Source organism: Pseudomonas sp. P20 (assembly GCF_016463925.1).
Classification (GTDB): domain Bacteria; phylum Pseudomonadota; class Gammaproteobacteria; order Pseudomonadales; family Pseudomonadaceae; genus Pseudomonas; species Pseudomonas aeruginosa.
Genome location: NZ_JAEMVM010000018.1, coordinates 18611 through 35498, shown reverse-complemented (window position 1 = coordinate 35498; position 16888 = coordinate 18611). Strand labels below are relative to the sequence as shown.

The following is a 16888-nucleotide window of genomic DNA, read 5'->3' as shown; positions in this document are numbered from 1 at the left end:
GCGTCCGGCGCCGAACGCACTCCCCACACGACTATCGAGGTAGACCCATGGTGCACAGCATGACCGCCTTCGCCCGCGTCGAGCAGGCCGGTACCCACGGCACCCTGAGCTGGGAGCTGCGCTCGGTCAACCACCGTTACCTGGAGCCCCACCTGCGCCTGCCCGACGCCTTCCGCGACCTCGAAGGCGCGGTGCGCGAGGCGCTGCGCCAGGGCCTGTCGCGTGGCAAGGTGGAATGCACCCTGCGCTTCGCCGAGGAAACCGCCGGCAAGAGCCTGCAGGTCGACCAGGAGCGCGCCCGCCAACTGGTCGCCGCCGCCGAAGGCGTAGCCGCCCTGATCCGCCAGCCGGCGCCTCTCGATCCGCTCGCCGTGCTGGCCTGGCCCGGCGTACTGGTGGCCGACTCGGCCGATCCGCAGGCGCTCAACGCCGCCGCCCTGGAAGCCTTCGGCCAGGCCCTGGAGCAACTCAAGGCCGGCCGCTCGCGCGAAGGCCAGGAGCTGGCGAAGCTGCTCAACGATCGGCTCGACGCGATGCTGGTGGAAGTCGGCAACCTGCGAGAACTGGTGCCGACCATGCTGGCCAACCAGCGGCAGAAGATCCTCGACCGCTTCGCCGAACTCAAGGCCGAACTCGATCCGCAGCGCCTGGAGCAGGAACTGGTCCTGCTGGCGCAGAAGAGCGATGTCGCCGAGGAGCTGGACCGCCTCGCCACCCACGTCGGCGAGGTCCGCCGGGTCCTCAAGGCCGGCGGCGCCGCCGGTCGGCGCCTGGACTTCCTGATGCAGGAACTCAACCGGGAAGCCAACACTCTAGGCTCCAAGGCGTTCGACCCGCGCTCGACCCAGGCGGCGGTCAACCTCAAGGTCCTGATCGAGCAGATGCGCGAGCAGGTCCAGAACATCGAATGACCGGCGGGCGCCTCCGCCCGATCTCTTTCCAACCCGTACGAAGCACCAGGAACACCTCATGTCCGGCACCCTGTACATCGTTTCCGCTCCCTCCGGCGCCGGCAAGACCAGCCTGGTGAAGGCCCTGCTCGACGCCGCCCCCGAGGTCCGCGTGTCCGTCTCCCATACCACCCGCGGCATGCGTCCGGGCGAGGTGGACGGGGTCAACTACCACTTCACCAGCCGCGAGGAATTCCTCGCCATGCTCGAGCGCAACGAGTTCCTCGAGCATGCCGAAGTCTTCGGCAACCTCTACGGCACCTCGCAGCGCTGGGTCGAGAAAACCCTCGCCGAAGGCCTCGACCTGATCCTCGAGATCGACTGGCAGGGCGCCCAGCAGGTGCGCCGGCTGATGCCCGAGGCCCAATCGATCTTCATCCTCCCGCCGAGCCAGGAAGCCCTGCGCCAGCGCCTGACCAACCGCGGCCAGGACAGCGACGAGGTGATCGAGCGGCGCATGCGCGAAGCCGTCAGCGAAATGAGCCACTACGTGGAGTACGATCACTTGGTGATCAACGACGATTTCGCCCACGCCCTGGACGACCTCAAGGCGATCTTCCGCGCCCGCCAGTTGCGCCAGGACGCCCAGCAGCAACGCCACGCCGAACTGCTCGGTCGTCTGCTCGCCTAAATCGGCTCTTCCATAAAGATTGGCGATTTTTTAGACTATTCAGTCCGCCCGGCAAACGTCGGGCTCACTTTTCGTTACGAGGAACACCATGGCCCGCGTCACCGTTGAAGACTGCCTGGACAACGTCGATAACCGTTTCGAGCTGGTCATGCTCGCCACCAAGCGCGCCCGTCAGCTGGCTACCGGCGGCAAGGAGCCGAAAGTGGCCTGGGAAAACGACAAGCCGACCGTCGTCGCCCTGCGCGAGATCGCTTCCGGCCTGGTCGATGAGAACGTCGTCCAGCAGGAAGACATCGTCGAGGACGAACCGCTGTTCGCAGCGTTCGACGACGAGGCCAACACCGAGGCCCTGTAAGCCATGGCCTCGGCTCGACGTCGCCTGCGAGCGCCGCAACCCGCCTACGGGCAGGGGGTGAACCCTTGCCGGGCATAGACGCCTTCGCCGACAGACTGTCGAGCTACCTCGGGCCGGACCAGGTCAACCTGGTCCGCCGCGCCTACTACTACGCCGAGCAGGCCCACGACGGGCAACGCCGCCGCAGCGGCGAACCGTACGTGACCCACCCGCTGGCGGTCTCCAACATCCTCGCCGACATGCACATGGACCATCAGAGCCTGATGGCCGCGATGCTGCACGACGTGATCGAGGACACCGGCATCGCCAAGGAAGCGCTCACCGCGCAGTTCGGCGAGACGGTTTCGGAACTGGTCGACGGGGTCAGCAAGCTGACCCAGATGAACTTCGAGACCAAGGCCGAGGCCCAGGCCGAGAACTTCCAGAAGATGGCCATGGCCATGGCCCGCGACATCCGCGTGATCCTGGTCAAGCTGGCCGACCGCCTGCACAACATGCGCACCCTCGAGGTGCTGTCCGGCGAAAAGCGCCGGCGCATCGCCAAGGAAACCCTGGAAATCTACGCGCCCATCGCCAACCGCCTGGGCATGCACACCATGCGCGTGGAGTTCGAGGACCTAGGTTTCAAGGCCATGCACCCGATGCGCGCCGAGCGCATCCGCCAGGCGGTGAAGAAGGCCCGCGGCAACCGCCGCGAGATCGTCGGCAAGATCCAGGAGTCGCTGGTCAACTGCCTCGCCCGCGAAGGCATGGAAGGCCAGGTGATCGGCCGCGAGAAGCACCTCTACAGCATCTACCAGAAGATGCGCGGCAAGCGTAAGGCGTTCAACGAGATCATGGACGTCTACGCCTTCCGCATCATCGTCGACAAGGTCGATACCTGCTATCGCGTGCTGGGCGCCGTGCACAGCCTGTACAAGCCGTTCCCCGGACGCTTCAAGGACTACATCGCGATTCCCAAGGCCAACGGCTACCAGTCGCTGCATACCACCCTGTTCGGCATGCACGGGGTGCCCATCGAGATCCAGATCCGTACCCGCGAGATGGAAGAGATGGCCAACCACGGGATCGCCGCGCACTGGCTGTACAAGTCCAACGACGAGACGCCCAAGGGCACCCATGCCCGCGCCCGGCAATGGGTGAAGGGCGTGCTGGAACTGCAGCAGCGCGCCGGCAACTCGCTGGAATTCATCGAGAACGTGAAGATCGACCTGTTCCCGGACGAGGTCTACGTGTTCACGCCCAAGGGCCGCATCATGGAACTGCCCAAGGGTTCCACCGCGGTCGACTTCGCCTACGCGGTGCACACCGACGTCGGCAACAGTTGCATCGCCTGCCGCATCAACCGTCGCCTGGCGCCGCTCTCCGAGCCGTTGCAGAGCGGCCAGACGGTGGAAATCGTCACCGCCCCGGGCGCCCGGCCGAACCCGGCCTGGCTGAGCTTCGTGGTCACCGGCAAGGCGCGCACCCATATCCGCCATGCGCTCAAGCTGCAACGCCGCTCCGAGTCGATCAACCTCGGCGAGCGCCTGCTGAACAAGACCCTTACCGGCTTCGACAGCCACCTCGAGAAGATTCCCCAGGAACGCATCCAGGCCGTGCTCGCCGAGTACCGCATGGAAGTCTTCGAGGACCTGCTGGAAGAGATCGGCCTGGGCAACCGCATGGCCTACGTGGTCGCCCGCCGCCTACTGTCCAGCGAGGGCGAGGAAGCGCCAAGCGCCGAGGGTCCGCTGGCGATCCGCGGCACCGAAGGCCTGGTCCTGAGCTACGCCAAGTGCTGCACGCCGATTCCCGGCGACCCGATCGTTGGCCACCTGTCCGCCGGCAAGGGCATGGTGGTGCACCTGGAAAGCTGCAAGAACATCAGCGAAGTACGCCACAACCCGGAAAAATGCATCCAGCTCAGCTGGGCCAAGGATGTCACCGGCGAATTCAATGTCGAACTGCGCGTCGAGCTGGAGCACCAGCGTGGCCTGATCGCCCTGCTCGCCACCAGCGTCAACGCGGCCGACGGCAACATCGAGAAGATCAGCATGGACGAGCGCGACGGCCGCATCAGCGTGGTCCAGCTGGTCGTCAGCGTGCACGATCGCGTCCACCTGGCCCGCGTCATCAAGAAGCTGCGCGCCCTCAAGGGAGTGATCCGGATCACCCGCCTGCGTAGCTGACCCGCTTTTTCCTGTGTCATCCGGCGCCCCCGCGCCCACTCGATTTCAGCAAGGAGTTCCCATGACCAAGACCGTTATCCACACCGACAACGCCCCGGCCGCCATCGGCACCTACTCCCAGGCCATCAAGGCCGGCAATACCGTCTACGTGTCCGGGCAGATCCCGCTGGACCCGAAGACCATGGAACTGGTGGAAGGCTTCGAGGAGCAGACCGTCCAGGTGTTCGAGAACCTCAAGGCGGTGATCGAGGCTTCCGGCGGCTACCTGCACGACGTCGCCAAGCTGAACATCTTCCTCACCGACCTGTCGCACTTCGCCAAGGTCAACGAGATCATGGGCCGCTACTTCACCCAGCCCTACCCGGCGCGCGCCGCTATCGGCGTAGCCGCCCTGCCGAAGGGCGCACAGGTGGAAATGGACGCCATCGTCGTCCTCGAGTAAGCCGGATGTTCGCGACGGGGCCCAAGGCCCCGTCGCTCTGCATGGAGTAGCACGATGCGCCGCGTGATTTTCCTCGCCGCAGCCGCCACCCTGCTGGCCGGCTGCGCCGGCACGGCCGATCCGTCCGGCACCTGGATCAACCAGGCCGCGATCGACGCCGCGAGCAAGGACGGCAAGCTGCGCGAGGCCCTGCTCGCCTATGGCCCGAACCTGGAATGGAAGCTCGACAGCAAGGCAGGCGAAGCCACCTTCAGCAACGGCTTCGAACTGGGCGAAGGGACCCTGAGCAAGAGCGATGACGAGCACTGGAAGGTTGCCTTCTATGGCGACGACAACCAGGAGAGCCTCGAACTGGACGGCAAGGAGCTGATCCAGCAGGCCAGCGCCAACGGCCCGGAACAGCGTTTCCGCCGTCTCGACCCGCAACCCGCGGCCAACAGCCCTGCCGGCAGCGGTTTCGAGCGGGCCTTGTACGGCAGCTATCTGAAGGGCAGCTGGAAGATCCGCGAAGGCCAGGGCCAGGGCGGCAAGGTCGAGTTCCAGGCCAATGGCCTGGTCAGCGGTCTGCCCGGCGCCGAACGCTACGCGCTGTGCCTGGCCGGCGATTGCGCGGCGATGAGCGGCGACAACGACAGCATCTGGCTGCAACAAGGCAACCGCGGCCGCGAACTGCTGTTCAGCCTCGACGACGACGAGCTGCAACTGTTCGAGGCGGTCAACACCGCCGGCGCCAACGAGATGCCCAGCTACGTGCCCGGCAAGCGCGTCTGGCTACTGGAGCGCTGACGCCTCTCAGAGGGCGGCCAGCACCAGCCAGCCGCCCAGCGCCAGCAGCAGAACGCCGCACAGCCGGTCCAGCGCACCTACCCGCCGTTGCAACCAGCCGCGCCAGCGCGGCCTGTCCAGCAGGCGCACCAGCGCCATGTCCCAGCACAGCACCGCCAGGCTCATCCACGCCAGGCACAGGGCCAGCGCCCAGCCCGGCAGGCTGAAGCGCGCCAGCACGCCGAACAGCCCCGCATAGAAGATCGGCAGCTTGGGATTCAGGCTGCTCGCCAGCAGGCCGTCGCGCAGCCCGCGCAGATAGCCGCCGCGGGACGGGACGTCGCGCTGCGCCGGCATTTCCAGTCGCCGCTGCGCAAGCAGCGCCTGGCCCGCCAGCCAGAGGAAGTACAGTCCGCCGAGCACCTGCAGCCAGCGCAAGGCGCTGTGCGCCGAGTCCGGCACGCTGGCCAGCAGGCCGAGCACCAGCAGCATGCTCAGGAGGTTGGCCAGGGCGATGCCGGCGGCCACCCCGTCGGCCTGGCGCCGGTCGCGCAGCAGGGCGGCGCGTACCAACAGGAAGAAGTCCGGCCCCGGCGACAGCAGGGCAGCGAAATGGGTACTGGCGACAAGGACGAACGCGGCGAACATGAAGGTCCCTCGAAACGCGAAGGCCTCCAGTCTGTGCAGCGCGGCGGGCGCCGTATTGGAAAAAACTCAGGTCTTGGCGCTGCGCCGGAACTGCCCCGGAGTGACCCCGGTGAAACGCCGGAAGGTCGTGGAGAAGTGCGCCTGGTCGTAGAAGCCGAGGTGCTGGGCGAGTTCCGCCAGCGGCCGTTCTTCCAGCAACAGGCGCTTGGCCTGGCGCACCCGGCATTGCAGTTGGTAGGTATGCGGAGGTACGCCGTAGGCACGCCGGAAAGCCTCGATCAGATGGCGCGGGTGGCGCTGCAGCAACTGCGCCAGTTGGTCCAGACCGAGCGCCTCGGTGGCATGCGCTTCCAGGTAATCGCGCAGGCGTGCGGTGGTTCCGCCGTCGCGGGGCGCCGCAGCCGCCGGGCGCAAGCCGCCGTGGCGCACGAAGACCTGTTCGAGCAAGGCCAGCAGGCGGCTTTCCAACCCCAATGCGTCGCTGCGCTGGAAATCCTCGGCCAGCCACGCCAGGCCAGCCGCCACGCTGCCGTCGTCGGCCGGGTTCAGTTCGCCGAAGCCGCGCGGCAACTGTTTGCGGCCGAGCAGGCCGAGCAGGCGCGTTTCCTCGACATAGAGCATCCGGTAGACCAGCCGCTCGGATTCGGCGTGCCCGGTATGTGGCTCTTCCGGGTTCATCAGCGACAGGGTGCCGGCCGGCAGCGCATGGCGCCGCCCGCGGCACTGGTAGCCGCCGACGCCGTGGAGGATCGAGCCGATGGCGAAGGCCGAATGGCTGTGGCGGCCGAACGCCTGGCCGGAGAAGTCCGCATGGAACAGTTCCACGCCAGGCAGCCAGGGACGCGCCAACAACCGGTTGGCAGCCATCAGGCGTCCCCGAGCACCGCCGCGTAGCCCTCGCGGTAGCTGGGATAGCGCGGCACCCAGCCGAGCGCCCGGGCGCGGCGGTTGCTGCAACGCTTGCTGCCGGCGCGGCGTACCGAATGTTCGTCGGCCCATTGGCTGACGCCCAGGCGCTGGCGCAGGTAGTCGACCACCTCGTGCATCGCCACGGGCGCGTCGTCGACACCGATGTAGCAGTCCTCCAGCGCCTGGCCGCCGGCATCGGCGCGCAACAGGAAGGCCAGCAGCCCGGCCGCATCGTCGGCGTGGATCCGGTTGGCATACAGGGGCGGCTCGCTGACCACCCGGTACCCCTGGCGCACCTGGTTGAGCAGCCACTCCCGCCCCGGACCGTAGATGCCGGCCAGGCGCACGCGGGTAGCCGGTATCCCGCTGTCCAGCGCGACCTGCTCGGCGTCGAGCATGATCCGTCCGGAATAGGCCTGGGAAAGCGCCGGCGACTCCTCGTCGATCCAGCCGCCATCGGTCTGCGCGTAGACCCCGGTGCTGGAGACGAACAGCAGGCGCCTGGGCCGCTGGCCGTGGGCCTGCAACCAGCCCAGCACATGGCGCAGGCCGTCGACGTAGGCGGCACGGTAGCCAGCCTCGTCGTGCTGACTGGCGGCGGCGCTGTACACCAGGTAGTCGAGCGGCTCGCTCGGCCACTGCGCGGGACACTCCGGAGCCTGCAGATCGCCAGCCACCGGCAGGATCCCCTGCGGCAAGGCGTCCACCGAGCGACGCAGGCCATGGACCCGCCAGCCATCGGCCAGCAGCGCCTCGCCGAGGCGCCCGCCGACATCGCCGCAGCCGGCGATCATCACTGTTTGCGACATGAAGCCGTCTCCTTCCTACAACAAGGCGGGCAGTGTAGGCGTCGAATCGTCTGCAATGCACGCCCGATCATGCCCCCGGAGGTTGGTTCGCGGCGGTGCAGCCGCTATGCTTGGCCGATCTTAACGGATGAGCAGCCATGACCCTCACCGAACTGCGCTACATCGTCACCCTCGCCCAGGAACAACACTTCGGCCGCGCCGCCGAGCGTTGCCACGTCAGCCAACCGACCCTCTCGGTCGGCGTGAAGAAGCTCGAGGACGAGCTGGGGGTGCTGATCTTCGAGCGCAGCAAGAGCGCCGTGCGCCTGACGCCAGTGGGCGAAGGCATCGTCGCCCAGGCGCAGAAGGTCCTCGAACAGGCCCAGGGCATCCGCGAGCTGGCCCAGGCCGGCAAGAACCAGTTGGCCGCGCCGCTGAAGGTCGGCGCCATCTACACCATCGGTCCCTACCTGTTCCCGCACCTGATTCCCCAGCTGCACCGGGTCGCGCCGCAGATGCCGCTGTACATCGAGGAGAACTTCACCCATATCCTCCGCGACAAGCTGCGTACCGGCGAACTCGACGCGATCATCATCGCCCTGCCGTTCCAGGAAGCCGACGTCCTGACCAAGCCGCTGTTCGACGAGCCCTTCTATGTGCTGATGCCGGCCGACCATCCCTGGACCGCCAAGGCCAGCATCGATTCCGAGCTGCTCAACGACAAGAGCCTGCTCCTGCTCGGCGAAGGCCACTGCTTCCGCGACCAGGTGCTGGAAGCCTGCCCGACCGTGCGCAAGGGCGACGAGAACAAGCACACCACGGTGGAGTCCTCGTCGCTGGAGACCATCCGCCACATGGTCGCCTCCGGACTGGGCGTCTCGGTGCTGCCGTTCTCCGCGGTGGACAGCCACCACTACGCGCCGGGCGTCATCGAAGTGCGCCCGTTCAGCGCGCCGGTGCCGTTCCGTACCGTTGCCATCGCCTGGCGCGCCAGCTTCCCGCGTCCACGCGCCATCGAAGTGCTGGCCGACTCGATCCGCCTGTGCTCGGTGGCCCGTCCGCAAACCCAGGAACAACCGCAAATAGCATGACCGAGCTGTCCAGGGTCCCGGTCACCGCGCTAAAGGGCGTAGGCGCCGCGCTGGCGGAGAAGCTCGCTCGGGTAGGCCTGGAAACCCTGCAGGACATCCTGTTCCACCTGCCCCTGCGCTACCAGGACCGTACCCGCGTCACCGCCATCGGCGCCCTGCGGCCAGGGGCCGACGCGGTGGTCGAGGGCGTGGTGGCCGGCGCCGACGTGGTGATGGGGCGCCGCCGCAGCCTGCTGGTGCGCCTGCAGGACGGCAGCGGCACCCTGAGCCTGCGCTTCTACCATTTCAGCCAGGCGCAGAAGGACGGTCTCAAGCGCGGCACCCACCTGCGCTGCTACGGCGAAGTCCGGCCGGGTGCCTCGGGCCTGGAGATCTACCATCCGGAATACCGCGCGCTGAACGGCGACGAGCCGATTCCGGTGGAGCAGACCCTGACGCCGATCTACCCGACTACCGAGGGCCTCACCCAGCAGCGCCTGCGCCAGTTGAGCCAACAGGCCCTGGCCATGCTCGGCCCCAGCAGCCTGCCCGACTGGCTGCCGGCGGAACTGGCCCGCGATTACCAACTTGGCCCGCTCGACCAGGCGATCCGCTACCTGCACCGGCCGCCGCCGGATGCCGACATCGAGGAACTGGCCGAAGGCCGGCACTGGGCGCAGTTGCGCCTGGCCTTCGAAGAACTGCTGACCCACCAGTTATCCCTGCAGCGCCTGCGCGAAGCCGTGCGCTCGCAGGCAGCGCCGCGCTTGCCGGCGGCCAGCCGCTTGCCGAAACGCTTCCTTGCCAACCTCGGCTTCCAGCCGACCGGCGCGCAACGCCGGGTCGGCGCGGAGATCGCCTACGACCTGGCCCAGGACGAACCGATGCTGCGCCTGGTGCAAGGCGACGTCGGCGCCGGCAAGACCGTGGTCGCCGCCCTCGCCGCCCTGCAAGCCATAGAGGCCGGTTACCAGGTGGCGCTGATGGCGCCGACCGAGATCCTCGCCGAGCAGCATTTCCTCAACTTCAGCAAGTGGCTCCAGCCGCTGGACATCGAAGTCGCGTGGCTGGCCGGCAAGCTCAAGGGCAAGGCCCGCGCGGCGGCACTGGAACGCATCGGCGACGGCGCGCCGATGGTGGTCGGCACCCACGCGCTGTTCCAGGATGAAGTGAAATTCAAGCGCCTTGCACTGGCGATCATCGACGAACAGCACCGCTTCGGCGTGCAGCAGCGCCTGGCCCTGCGCCAGAAGGGCGTGGACGGCAGGCTCTGCCCACACCAGTTGATCATGACCGCCACGCCGATCCCGCGGACCCTGGCGATGAGCGCCTATGCCGACCTCGACACCTCGATCCTCGACGAGCTGCCGCCCGGGCGTACCCCGGTGAATACCGTGCTGGTGGCCGACAGCCGCCGTATCGAGGTGATCGAGCGAGTCCGCGCGGCTTGCCGCGAAGGGCGCCAGGCCTACTGGGTGTGTACCCTGATCGAAGAGTCCGAGGAGCTTACCTGCCAAGCCGCCGAGACCACCTACGAAGAGCTTTCCTGGGCGCTGGGCGAACTGCGTGTCGGCCTGATCCACGGGCGCATGAAGCCGGCGGACAAGGCCGTGGTGATGGAGGCCTTCAAGGAAGGCATGTTGCAACTGCTGGTGGCGACCACGGTGATCGAGGTCGGCGTCGACGTGCCCAACGCCAGCCTGATGATCATCGAGAACCCCGAGCGCCTTGGCCTGGCCCAACTGCACCAGCTACGCGGCCGGGTTGGCCGGGGCAGCGCCGCCAGCCACTGCGTGCTGCTCTACCACCCACCGCTGTCGCAGATCGGCCGCGAGCGGCTGGGCATCATGCGCGAAACCAGCGACGGCTTCGTCATCGCCGAGAAGGACCTGGAATTGCGCGGCCCCGGCGAAATGCTCGGCACCCGCCAGACCGGCCTGCTGCAATTCAAGGTCGCCGACCTGATGCGCGACGCAGACCTGCTGCCGGCGGTCCGCGATGCCGCCCAATCCCTCCTGGCGCACTGGCCGCAGCATGTCAGCCCGCTGCTCGAACGGTGGTTGCGCCACGGCCAGCAATACGGTCAAGTGTGATCTATTTCGCTCTCGCTGACCGGCGTAGGTCTCAGTCTTGAAGCAGCTCTGGTTATACTGAGGGAAAATCCAGCTCGCATGGTCTCGTCATGACAGAAGCCGCCCTGGCCTCCGCCGATGCTCCGCACGCCCCCCAGGTCATCCTCCAGCTGCTCGCCAAGCTAGGCATCGCCTGCCGCGAGGTCAGCGACAGCGCGGAGCTGCCTGCCGCCCGCCGGGTCCAGGCGGTGCTGCTGGACGACGCCGTCGGCACCCTGCTGGTGCTGTTCCCGCAGAGCCAGTTGCTGGACCTCGCCCGGCTCACCGAACTGACCGGCCGCAAGCTGCTGGCGATCAAGCCCGAGCGCCTGGAGCGAATGCTCGGCAAGCACGAGTTGCACCGCCTGCCGGCGTTGCCGCCCCTGACCAGTTCGCCCTGCCTGTACGACGAGCGCCTGTTGCAGGAACCGCGCCTGCTGATCGAGTCCGGCCAGCCCGGCATCCTCCTGGAGATCGCCAGCAACGACTTCCGCGGCCTGCTGGGCAAGGCCAGCGCCGCGCGCTTCGGCGAACCGCTGGAAAACATCAACCTGAACCTTGACCGCCCGGACGACGACCGCGCGGAAATCAGCCAGGCCGTGCAGGCCTTCACCGCCCGGCGCATCCAGCAGCGCCTGGAGCAGACCATCGAGATTCCACCGCTGCCGCAGACGGCGCAGAAGATCATCAAGCTGCGGGTCGACCCCAACGCCAGCGTCGACGACATCACCGGCCTGGTGGAAACCGATCCGGCGCTCGCCGCCCAGGTGGTCAGTTGGGCGGCCTCGCCCTACTACGCCGCGCCGGGCAAGATCCGCTCGGTGGAAGACGCGATCGTCCGCGTCCTCGGTTTCGACCTGGTGATCAACCTGGCCCTCGGCCTCGCCCTGGGCAAGAGCCTGAGCCTGCCCAAGGACCAGCCACAGCAGGCCACGCCCTACTGGCAGCAAGCGATCTACACCGCAGCGGTGATCGAGGGCCTGACCCGCGCCATGCCGCGCGAGCTGCGCCCGGAGTCCGGCCTGAGCTACCTGGGCGGCCTGCTGCACAATTTCGGCTACCTGGTCCTGGCGCATGTCTTCCCGCCGCATTTCTCGCTGATCTGCCGGCACCTGGAGGTCAACCCGCACCTCGGCCATGCCTATATCGAACAGCACCTACTGGGGATCACCCGCGAGCAGATCGGCGCCTGGCTGATGCGCGTCTGGGACATGCCTGACGACCTCTATTGCGCCCTGCGCTTCCAGCAGGACCCCAGCTACACCGGGCCGAACGCGGTCTACGCCAACCTGATCTGCCTGACCAACCGGTTGCTGCGCAACAGCGGCATCGGCGATGGCCCGCAGCAAGCGATTCCGGCGGCATTGTACGAGCGCCTAGGGATCACCCCGGAGAAGGCCGGGGACGCCGTGAAAAAGGTGCTGGAAGCGGAAGCGGCCCTGCGCGAACTGGCGGCCCAGTTCAATCGCTTGCCGGGGTGACCGGGTAGTCCGCTGCGAAACGCACTACCGAAAGGCTGCGGCCGCAGCCCGGATGAGATCGAAAGCCGCCCTCAGGCGGCTTTCTTCTCCGGAGCCTTCTTCTTCGGCTTGAGGTACTTCACCAGACCCTGGAACCAGATCACCAGCGCCGGATTGCCCTGTATCTGGATGTCCTTGTTCTGGATGCCCTGCATGAAGGCCAACTGCGGGTTCTTCGAAGTCATCGCGGCGAAACCGTAGGCTCCGTCCTTGAACCCCAGGGAAAAAGCCGGTTGCGGATGGGTACCGCGCTTGCTGCTGACGCGCAGGTCCCTGACCAGGTAGTGGCGCGCCACCTTGCCGTCGAGGGTATGCAACTGGAACACCAGGTCCTTGCCCTCGAGCTGCTTCTGGAAAGCGGGATTGTCGCGGCTGGCCTTGGCCATCAGGCGACCAAGCATCCACAGGAGAAGACGAAATTTCATGCACGCGCCTCGATATCCGGGGAGATGAGCGGCGCATTGTAGCTGTTCGCGAGGAGGACTACAGCTGTCCTTTCGATGAGCGCGGAAGCGTCTTCGACGAAGCCCGGAGCCGCTCTGACTCCGGGCTCTCGGCGGTCAGTTGACCGCGTCGCGCAGGGCCTTGCCCGGCTTGAAGGCGACGGTGTTGCTGGCCTTGATCTTCACCGGCTGGCCGGTCTGCGGGTTCTTCCCCGTGCGGGCTCCGCGATGGCGTTGCAGGAAGGTGCCGAAACCGACCAGGGTCACGCTGTCCTTGCGGTTCAGCGCGCCGGTGATTTCATCCAACAGGGCGTTGAGAACGCGATTGGCCTGTTCCTTGGTGAGATCGGCCTTTTCGGCGATAGCGGCGGCTAGTTCTGGTTTACGCATAGTTGCCTCTTTGACGGTTTGTTGTTTTTGTGTCCGTGCTGTCTTCCCAGCAGCGCTCAAAGGCACCGCAGTCCACCGGAACCATAGGCTCTAGACTGCGGTAGACGCGATGGAGGATGGCATGCTCCCGAGGACTGCGCCAGTATCGTCCGACAATTTTGCCGCAAGTCTCGACGGCATAACGGCCGGAACCAATGGCATTCAAGCCATGAGGCCGGGTAACTCTTTGTTCAGGGCCAATTTTTCGTTCACCGCCGCTCCGGTCAGGGCATAACCGATCACTCGACCAGCGGTATCCCGGCACAGGACCTTGAGGTCCGTTCCAGAGCCTTCCACTAGCCATTGGCCATCCATTCCGCGGGGCGGCGGCGACACCACCAGCGGGCAGGCCGGGGTCTTCACCGTCACCGGCATGGGACCGTAGGCCACCTGGCTGGGGTTGCCGGCGAGGGTCTGCGCCAGCGCGCGTGCGCAAGCCATCAGCGGCATCACATAGAGCAGGTTGAGGCCGTCCACTTCGGCGCAGTCGCCCAGCGCGTAGATGTTGGCGTGGGAGGTGCGCAGCGAGCGGTCGACGACGATCCCGCGGTTGACCGCCAGCCCGGCGGCGAAGGCCAGTTCGGTGCGCGGACGCAGGCCGACGGCGGAGACCACCAGGTCGCAGGGAATCACCTCGCCATCCGAAAGATGCGCTTCCAGCCCCTCGCCGGCCTTCTTCAGGCTGGCCAGCACCGGCCCCAGGTGGAAGCGCACGCCGAGGCCTTCCAGGCCTGCCTGCACGGCCTTCGCCGCGGCCGGGTGGAGCAGGCCCGGCATGACCTGCTCGCAAGGCGCCACCACGTCGAGCTGGTAGCCGCCGCTGGAGAGGTCGTTGGCGAATTCGCAACCGATCAGCCCCGCACCGAGCAGCAGTACCCGGCGCTTGCCGGCAGCCGCCTGGCGGAAGCGCGCGTAGTCTTCCAGGTCGTTGATCGGGTAGAGCGCTTCCTGGGCATCGCCCTCGACCGGCACCCGGATCGGCTCCGCGCCCCAGGCCAGGACCAGGTCGCGATAACGCACCTCTTCCTCGCCGATCCAGATCCGCTGATGGCCGGGATCGATACCGGTGACCCGGGTATGGGTCAGGATGCGTGCGTTCAGTTGCTCGGCCATGGCGCCCGGTTCGGCCATGGCCAGGCCGTCGGCGTCCTTGTTCTTCGAGAAGCCGGTGGAGAGCATCGGCTTGGAATAGGAACGGCCGTCGTCGGCGGTGATCATCAGCAGCGGCGTCTCGCTGTCCAGCTTGCGCCACTCGCGGGCCAGGTTGTAGCCCGCCAGGCCGGTTCCGATGATTACCAGGGGCGCACGCTCGCTCATTTCCGTTCCTCTGTGATTGCCGGCGCCGGGCGCCGCTTCTGTGGATTTCGCTCAGGCGATCTCGATCATCTCGAAATCGATCTTGCCGACACCGCAATCCGGGCAGACCCAGTCCGCCGGGATGTCTTCCCAACGGGTTCCCGCCGGAATGCCTTCTTCGGGCAGGCCCAGGGCTTCGTCGTAGATGAAGCCGCAGACCACGCATTGCCACTTGCGCATAGCCACCCTCCTCGTTCGTCGAACCTAGCTCAGCGTCGGTGGCCGGCCAACGGCAAGGCTGCCGGGCGTTCCCGGCAGGACAGTCAATGACCGGACCCAAGTCCCAAGGATAACTCCTGGACGGCCGCTGGCCAGGCATGAAAAAAGGCGGCCAGGGCCGCCTTCTTCGCCGGCGAGCGGGGCTCAGCCGATTTCGATCATCTCGAAGTCCAGCTTGCCGACGCCGCAGTCGGGGCACAGCCAGTCTTCAGGCACGTCTTCCCAGCGCGTTCCCGCCTCGATGCCTTCTTCCGGCCAGCCTTTGGCCTCGTCATAGATCAGTCCACACACCACGCATTGCCACTTCTTCATTGTTTACCTCGGGCGGGTTACCACGGTTCAGCGCCGGCAACCTATAACAAATCCACCCTGTCCGCCAACCTGCCCGAAAGGCAAGGTGGTGCCGAACGGGCCAACCAAAGATGGGTGGTGCCCACCGGTCGCCTCACAACCCCTCGGCTCCGATCCGCGCCACCCGGGCGTCCTCTTCGGCGCGTACGCCGGAAACCCCGACCGCGCCGACCACCTGTCCGTCCACCAGGATCGGCACACCGCCCTCCAGGGTGGCCTGCAGCAGCGGCACCGAGAGGAAGGCGCTGCGTCCGCCGTTGATCATGTCCTCGTAGCGCTTCGTTTCCCGGCGTCCCAGGGCGGCGCTGCGGGCCTTTTCCGTCGCGATGTAGGCACCGATCGGCGCGCAGCCGTCGAGGCGCTCCAGCGCCAGCGGGTGGCCGCCGTCGTCGACCACCGCGATGCTCACCGCCCAGCCTTGGCGCTGTGCCTCCTCGCGGGCCGCGCCAAGGACGCGGGCGACCTCCTCGCGGCCTAGTACCGGCTTGCTGTGCATGGTTTCACTCTCCTCCGGGCAAGGCCTGGTCGAGCAGCTCGATCCAGTGGCGTACCGGGGTCCGTCCGGCCCCGTCGAGATGGGCCTGGCAACCGACGTTGGCCGTGGCGATGACATCCGGCGCGCCGCTTTCCAGGGCGTCCAGGCGGTTGTCGCGCAGACGCCGGGACAGCGCCGGCTGGGTCAGCGAGTAGGTGCCGGCGGACCCGCAGCAGAGATGACCGTCGGCCACCTCGGTGAGATGGAAGCCCAGTCGCCGCAGCACCGCCTCCACGGCCCCGCCCAGTCGTTGCGCGTGCTGCAGTGTGCATGGGCAGTGGAACGCCAGGCGCTGGTCGCAGCGCAGGCCGAGGGACTCCAGCGGCTCGTCGCGAAGCACTTCCACCAGGTCGCGGGCAGCGGCGGCGACCTCGTGCGCCTTGTCCGCGTACCGTGGGTCGTCGCGCAGCAGGTAGGCGTAGTCCTTGACGAAGGCGCCGCAGCCGCTGGCGGTCTGCACGATGGCCTCGGCACCCTCGCGCAGCAACGGCCACCAGGCGTCGATATTGCGCCGCGCGCGCTGGCGGCCGCGCTCCTGCGCATCCAGGTGGAAATCCAGCGCGCCGCAGCAGCCGGCCGCGGCCGCCGGCGTCACGCTGATTCCCAGGCGGTCCAGAACCCGCGCGGCGGCGGCGTTGGTGTTCGGCGACAGCGCCGGCTGCACGCAACCCTCGAGCAGCAGCACGCGCCGCGCATGCCGGGGCTGCGGCCGCCTGCCCGGCGCCGCGACCCGACGTGGCAGCTTGCCCTGCATCGCCTCAGGCAGCAGAGGCCTCAGCCGCCCGGCAGCGCCGGCCAGCGCGCCGAACAACCCCGGGCGCGGGGCCAGCAGGCGCAGCCCGTCGCGCAGCAGGCGTTGCCGGAAGCCGCGCGGCAGGCGTTCGGCGAGTAGGTCGCGGCCGATATCCAGCAGCTTGTGGTACTCGACTCCGGACGGGCAGGTGGTTTCGCAGTTGCGGCAGCTCAGGCAGCGATCGAGGTGCAGGCGGGTGCGCTCGCTGGCCTCGTCGCGCTCGAGGAACTGCTTGATCAGGTAGATCCGTCCGCGCGGGCCGTCGAGTTCGTCGCCCAGCTCCTGGTAGGTCGGGCAGGTGGCGTTGCAGAAACCGCAGTGCACGCAGCTGCGCAGGATGCGCTCGGCTTCGGCGGCCTCGGCGCGTTGCCGGGCGGAATCGCAGAGGTTGGTTTGCATCGC

The 16888-nt window shown here is 67.4% G+C and carries 19 protein-coding genes; 9 read left to right on the top strand and 10 right to left on the bottom strand.

The window, feature by feature from the left end; all coding sequences use genetic code 11:
* The first annotated feature begins 47 nt into the window (after positions 1-47).
* The 6 genes from JHD77_RS22435 to JHD77_RS22410 all read left to right on the top strand — a co-directional run bounded on the left by JHD77_RS22435 (position 48) and on the right by JHD77_RS22410 (position 5335).
* The gene (locus JHD77_RS22435; RefSeq protein WP_003096599.1) at positions 48-911 is read left to right on the top strand and encodes a YicC/YloC family endoribonuclease; all 864 of its coding nucleotides are present in this window, start codon (positions 48-50) and stop codon (positions 909-911) included.
* Positions 912-969: 58 nt separating this feature from the next.
* Positions 970-1581, top strand: coding sequence for a guanylate kinase (gmk, locus tag JHD77_RS22430; protein WP_003098317.1), 612 nt, complete (start codon positions 970-972; stop codon positions 1579-1581).
* An 88-nt stretch (positions 1582-1669) separates the two neighbouring features.
* Positions 1670-1936 carry a DNA-directed RNA polymerase subunit omega gene (gene rpoZ / locus JHD77_RS22425; protein WP_003096602.1) on the top strand — a complete coding sequence of 89 codons (267 nt, stop codon included), beginning with the start codon at positions 1670-1672 and terminating at the stop codon, positions 1934-1936.
* 65 nt (positions 1937-2001) lie between these two features.
* On the top strand, positions 2002-4107 hold the full coding sequence (gene spoT / locus JHD77_RS22420; RefSeq protein WP_003096603.1) for a bifunctional GTP diphosphokinase/guanosine-3',5'-bis pyrophosphate 3'-pyrophosphohydrolase: 2106 nt from the start codon (positions 2002-2004) through the stop codon (positions 4105-4107).
* A gap of 61 nt (positions 4108-4168) precedes the next feature.
* Complete coding sequence (locus JHD77_RS22415) at positions 4169-4549, top strand: RidA family protein (protein WP_003096609.1); 381 nt, start codon at positions 4169-4171, stop codon at positions 4547-4549.
* A 54-nt stretch (positions 4550-4603) separates the two neighbouring features.
* Complete coding sequence (locus JHD77_RS22410) at positions 4604-5335, top strand: hypothetical protein (RefSeq protein WP_003096611.1); 732 nt, start codon at positions 4604-4606, stop codon at positions 5333-5335.
* A 6-nt stretch (positions 5336-5341) separates the two neighbouring features.
* On the opposite strand, the gene JHD77_RS22405 is transcribed toward JHD77_RS22410, so the two are convergent.
* The 3 genes from JHD77_RS22405 to JHD77_RS22395 all read right to left on the bottom strand — a co-directional run bounded on the left by JHD77_RS22405 (position 5342) and on the right by JHD77_RS22395 (position 7680).
* On the bottom strand, positions 5342-5962 hold the full coding sequence (locus tag JHD77_RS22405) for a LysE family translocator (protein WP_031755386.1): 621 nt from the start codon (positions 5960-5962) through the stop codon (positions 5342-5344).
* Between the two features lie 66 nt (positions 5963-6028).
* The gene (locus JHD77_RS22400; protein ID WP_003114367.1) at positions 6029-6829 is read right to left on the bottom strand and encodes an AraC family transcriptional regulator; all 801 of its coding nucleotides are present in this window, start codon (positions 6827-6829) and stop codon (positions 6029-6031) included.
* Entirely contained in the window at positions 6829-7680 is an 852-nt protein-coding gene (locus JHD77_RS22395) for an SDR family oxidoreductase (RefSeq protein ID WP_003096618.1), read from the bottom strand. Before JHD77_RS22395 ends, JHD77_RS22400 begins: the two co-directional genes overlap by 1 nt.
* A gap of 137 nt (positions 7681-7817) precedes the next feature.
* On the opposite strand from JHD77_RS22395, the gene oxyR reads away from it, so the two are divergent.
* The 3 genes from oxyR (at position 7818) to JHD77_RS22380 (ending at position 12321) form a co-directional block, all read left to right on the top strand.
* Positions 7818-8750: an oxidative stress transcriptional regulator OxyR gene (oxyR, locus tag JHD77_RS22390; protein WP_003096622.1), complete on the top strand. Its 933-nt coding sequence runs from the start codon at positions 7818-7820 to the stop codon at positions 8748-8750.
* A complete protein-coding gene (gene recG / locus JHD77_RS22385) occupies positions 8747-10822 on the top strand; it encodes an ATP-dependent DNA helicase RecG (protein WP_031755384.1) in 2076 nt (691 codons plus the stop codon). Before oxyR ends, recG begins: the two co-directional genes overlap by 4 nt.
* Before the next feature lie 89 nt (positions 10823-10911).
* Positions 10912-12321 (top strand): HDOD domain-containing protein, encoded by a 1410-nt coding sequence (locus tag JHD77_RS22380; protein ID WP_003098324.1) that lies wholly within the window; start codon positions 10912-10914, stop codon positions 12319-12321.
* A gap of 71 nt (positions 12322-12392) precedes the next feature.
* Here JHD77_RS22380 and JHD77_RS22375 read toward each other — a convergent pair whose 3' ends face one another.
* The 7 genes from JHD77_RS22375 to glcF form a co-directional block, all read right to left on the bottom strand.
* A complete protein-coding gene (locus tag JHD77_RS22375; RefSeq protein WP_003096629.1) occupies positions 12393-12785 on the bottom strand; it encodes a hypothetical protein in 393 nt (130 codons plus the stop codon).
* A 135-nt stretch (positions 12786-12920) separates the two neighbouring features.
* The gene (locus JHD77_RS22370) at positions 12921-13193 is read right to left on the bottom strand and encodes an HU family DNA-binding protein (protein WP_003096630.1); all 273 of its coding nucleotides are present in this window, start codon (positions 13191-13193) and stop codon (positions 12921-12923) included.
* Between the two features lie 201 nt (positions 13194-13394).
* Positions 13395-14549, bottom strand: a complete 1155-nt coding sequence (gene alkT, locus JHD77_RS22365; RefSeq protein ID WP_028681425.1) for a rubredoxin-NAD(+) reductase AlkT — start codon at positions 14547-14549, stop codon at positions 13395-13397.
* Positions 14550-14600: 51 nt separating this feature from the next.
* Positions 14601-14768: a rubredoxin gene (locus JHD77_RS22360; RefSeq protein ID WP_003098329.1), complete on the bottom strand. Its 168-nt coding sequence runs from the start codon at positions 14766-14768 to the stop codon at positions 14601-14603.
* Between the two features lie 183 nt (positions 14769-14951).
* Entirely contained in the window at positions 14952-15119 is a 168-nt protein-coding gene (locus tag JHD77_RS22355) for a rubredoxin (protein ID WP_003098330.1), read from the bottom strand.
* A gap of 133 nt (positions 15120-15252) precedes the next feature.
* The gene (locus JHD77_RS22350; protein WP_003098332.1) at positions 15253-15654 is read right to left on the bottom strand and encodes a heme-binding protein; all 402 of its coding nucleotides are present in this window, start codon (positions 15652-15654) and stop codon (positions 15253-15255) included.
* A gap of 4 nt (positions 15655-15658) precedes the next feature.
* Positions 15659-16885 (bottom strand): glycolate oxidase subunit GlcF, encoded by a 1227-nt coding sequence (gene glcF / locus JHD77_RS22345; RefSeq protein ID WP_016264032.1) that lies wholly within the window; start codon positions 16883-16885, stop codon positions 15659-15661.
* Positions 16886-16888: the final 3 nt, after the last annotated feature.

What these genes read in the sequence shown, in the direction of transcription:
- JHD77_RS22435 (WP_003096599.1), top strand. Translation starts at nt 48, where the DNA reads ATGGTGCACAGCATGACCGCCTTCGCCCGCGTCGAGCAGGCCGGTACC.
- gmk (WP_003098317.1), top strand. Translation starts at nt 970, where the DNA reads ATGTCCGGCACCCTGTACATCGTTTCCGCTCCCTCCGGCGCCGGCAAG.
- rpoZ (WP_003096602.1), top strand. Translation starts at nt 1,670, where the DNA reads ATGGCCCGCGTCACCGTTGAAGACTGCCTGGACAACGTCGATAACCGT.
- JHD77_RS22415 (WP_003096609.1), top strand. Translation starts at nt 4,169, where the DNA reads ATGACCAAGACCGTTATCCACACCGACAACGCCCCGGCCGCCATCGGC.
- JHD77_RS22410 (WP_003096611.1), top strand. Translation starts at nt 4,604, where the DNA reads ATGCGCCGCGTGATTTTCCTCGCCGCAGCCGCCACCCTGCTGGCCGGC.
- JHD77_RS22405 (WP_031755386.1), bottom strand. Translation starts at nt 5,962, where the DNA reads ATGTTCGCCGCGTTCGTCCTTGTCGCCAGTACCCATTTCGCTGCCCTG.
- JHD77_RS22400 (WP_003114367.1), bottom strand. Translation starts at nt 6,829, where the DNA reads ATGGCTGCCAACCGGTTGTTGGCGCGTCCCTGGCTGCCTGGCGTGGAA.
- JHD77_RS22395 (WP_003096618.1), bottom strand. Translation starts at nt 7,680, where the DNA reads ATGTCGCAAACAGTGATGATCGCCGGCTGCGGCGATGTCGGCGGGCGC.
- oxyR (WP_003096622.1), top strand. Translation starts at nt 7,818, where the DNA reads ATGACCCTCACCGAACTGCGCTACATCGTCACCCTCGCCCAGGAACAA.
- recG (WP_031755384.1), top strand. Translation starts at nt 8,747, where the DNA reads ATGACCGAGCTGTCCAGGGTCCCGGTCACCGCGCTAAAGGGCGTAGGC.
- JHD77_RS22380 (WP_003098324.1), top strand. Translation starts at nt 10,912, where the DNA reads ATGACAGAAGCCGCCCTGGCCTCCGCCGATGCTCCGCACGCCCCCCAG.
- JHD77_RS22375 (WP_003096629.1), bottom strand. Translation starts at nt 12,785, where the DNA reads ATGAAATTTCGTCTTCTCCTGTGGATGCTTGGTCGCCTGATGGCCAAG.
- JHD77_RS22370 (WP_003096630.1), bottom strand. Translation starts at nt 13,193, where the DNA reads ATGCGTAAACCAGAACTAGCCGCCGCTATCGCCGAAAAGGCCGATCTC.
- alkT (WP_028681425.1), bottom strand. Translation starts at nt 14,549, where the DNA reads ATGAGCGAGCGTGCGCCCCTGGTAATCATCGGAACCGGCCTGGCGGGC.
- JHD77_RS22360 (WP_003098329.1), bottom strand. Translation starts at nt 14,768, where the DNA reads ATGCGCAAGTGGCAATGCGTGGTCTGCGGCTTCATCTACGACGAAGCC.
- JHD77_RS22355 (WP_003098330.1), bottom strand. Translation starts at nt 15,119, where the DNA reads ATGAAGAAGTGGCAATGCGTGGTGTGTGGACTGATCTATGACGAGGCC.
- JHD77_RS22350 (WP_003098332.1), bottom strand. Translation starts at nt 15,654, where the DNA reads ATGCACAGCAAGCCGGTACTAGGCCGCGAGGAGGTCGCCCGCGTCCTT.
- glcF (WP_016264032.1), bottom strand. Translation starts at nt 16,885, where the DNA reads ATGCAAACCAACCTCTGCGATTCCGCCCGGCAACGCGCCGAGGCCGCC.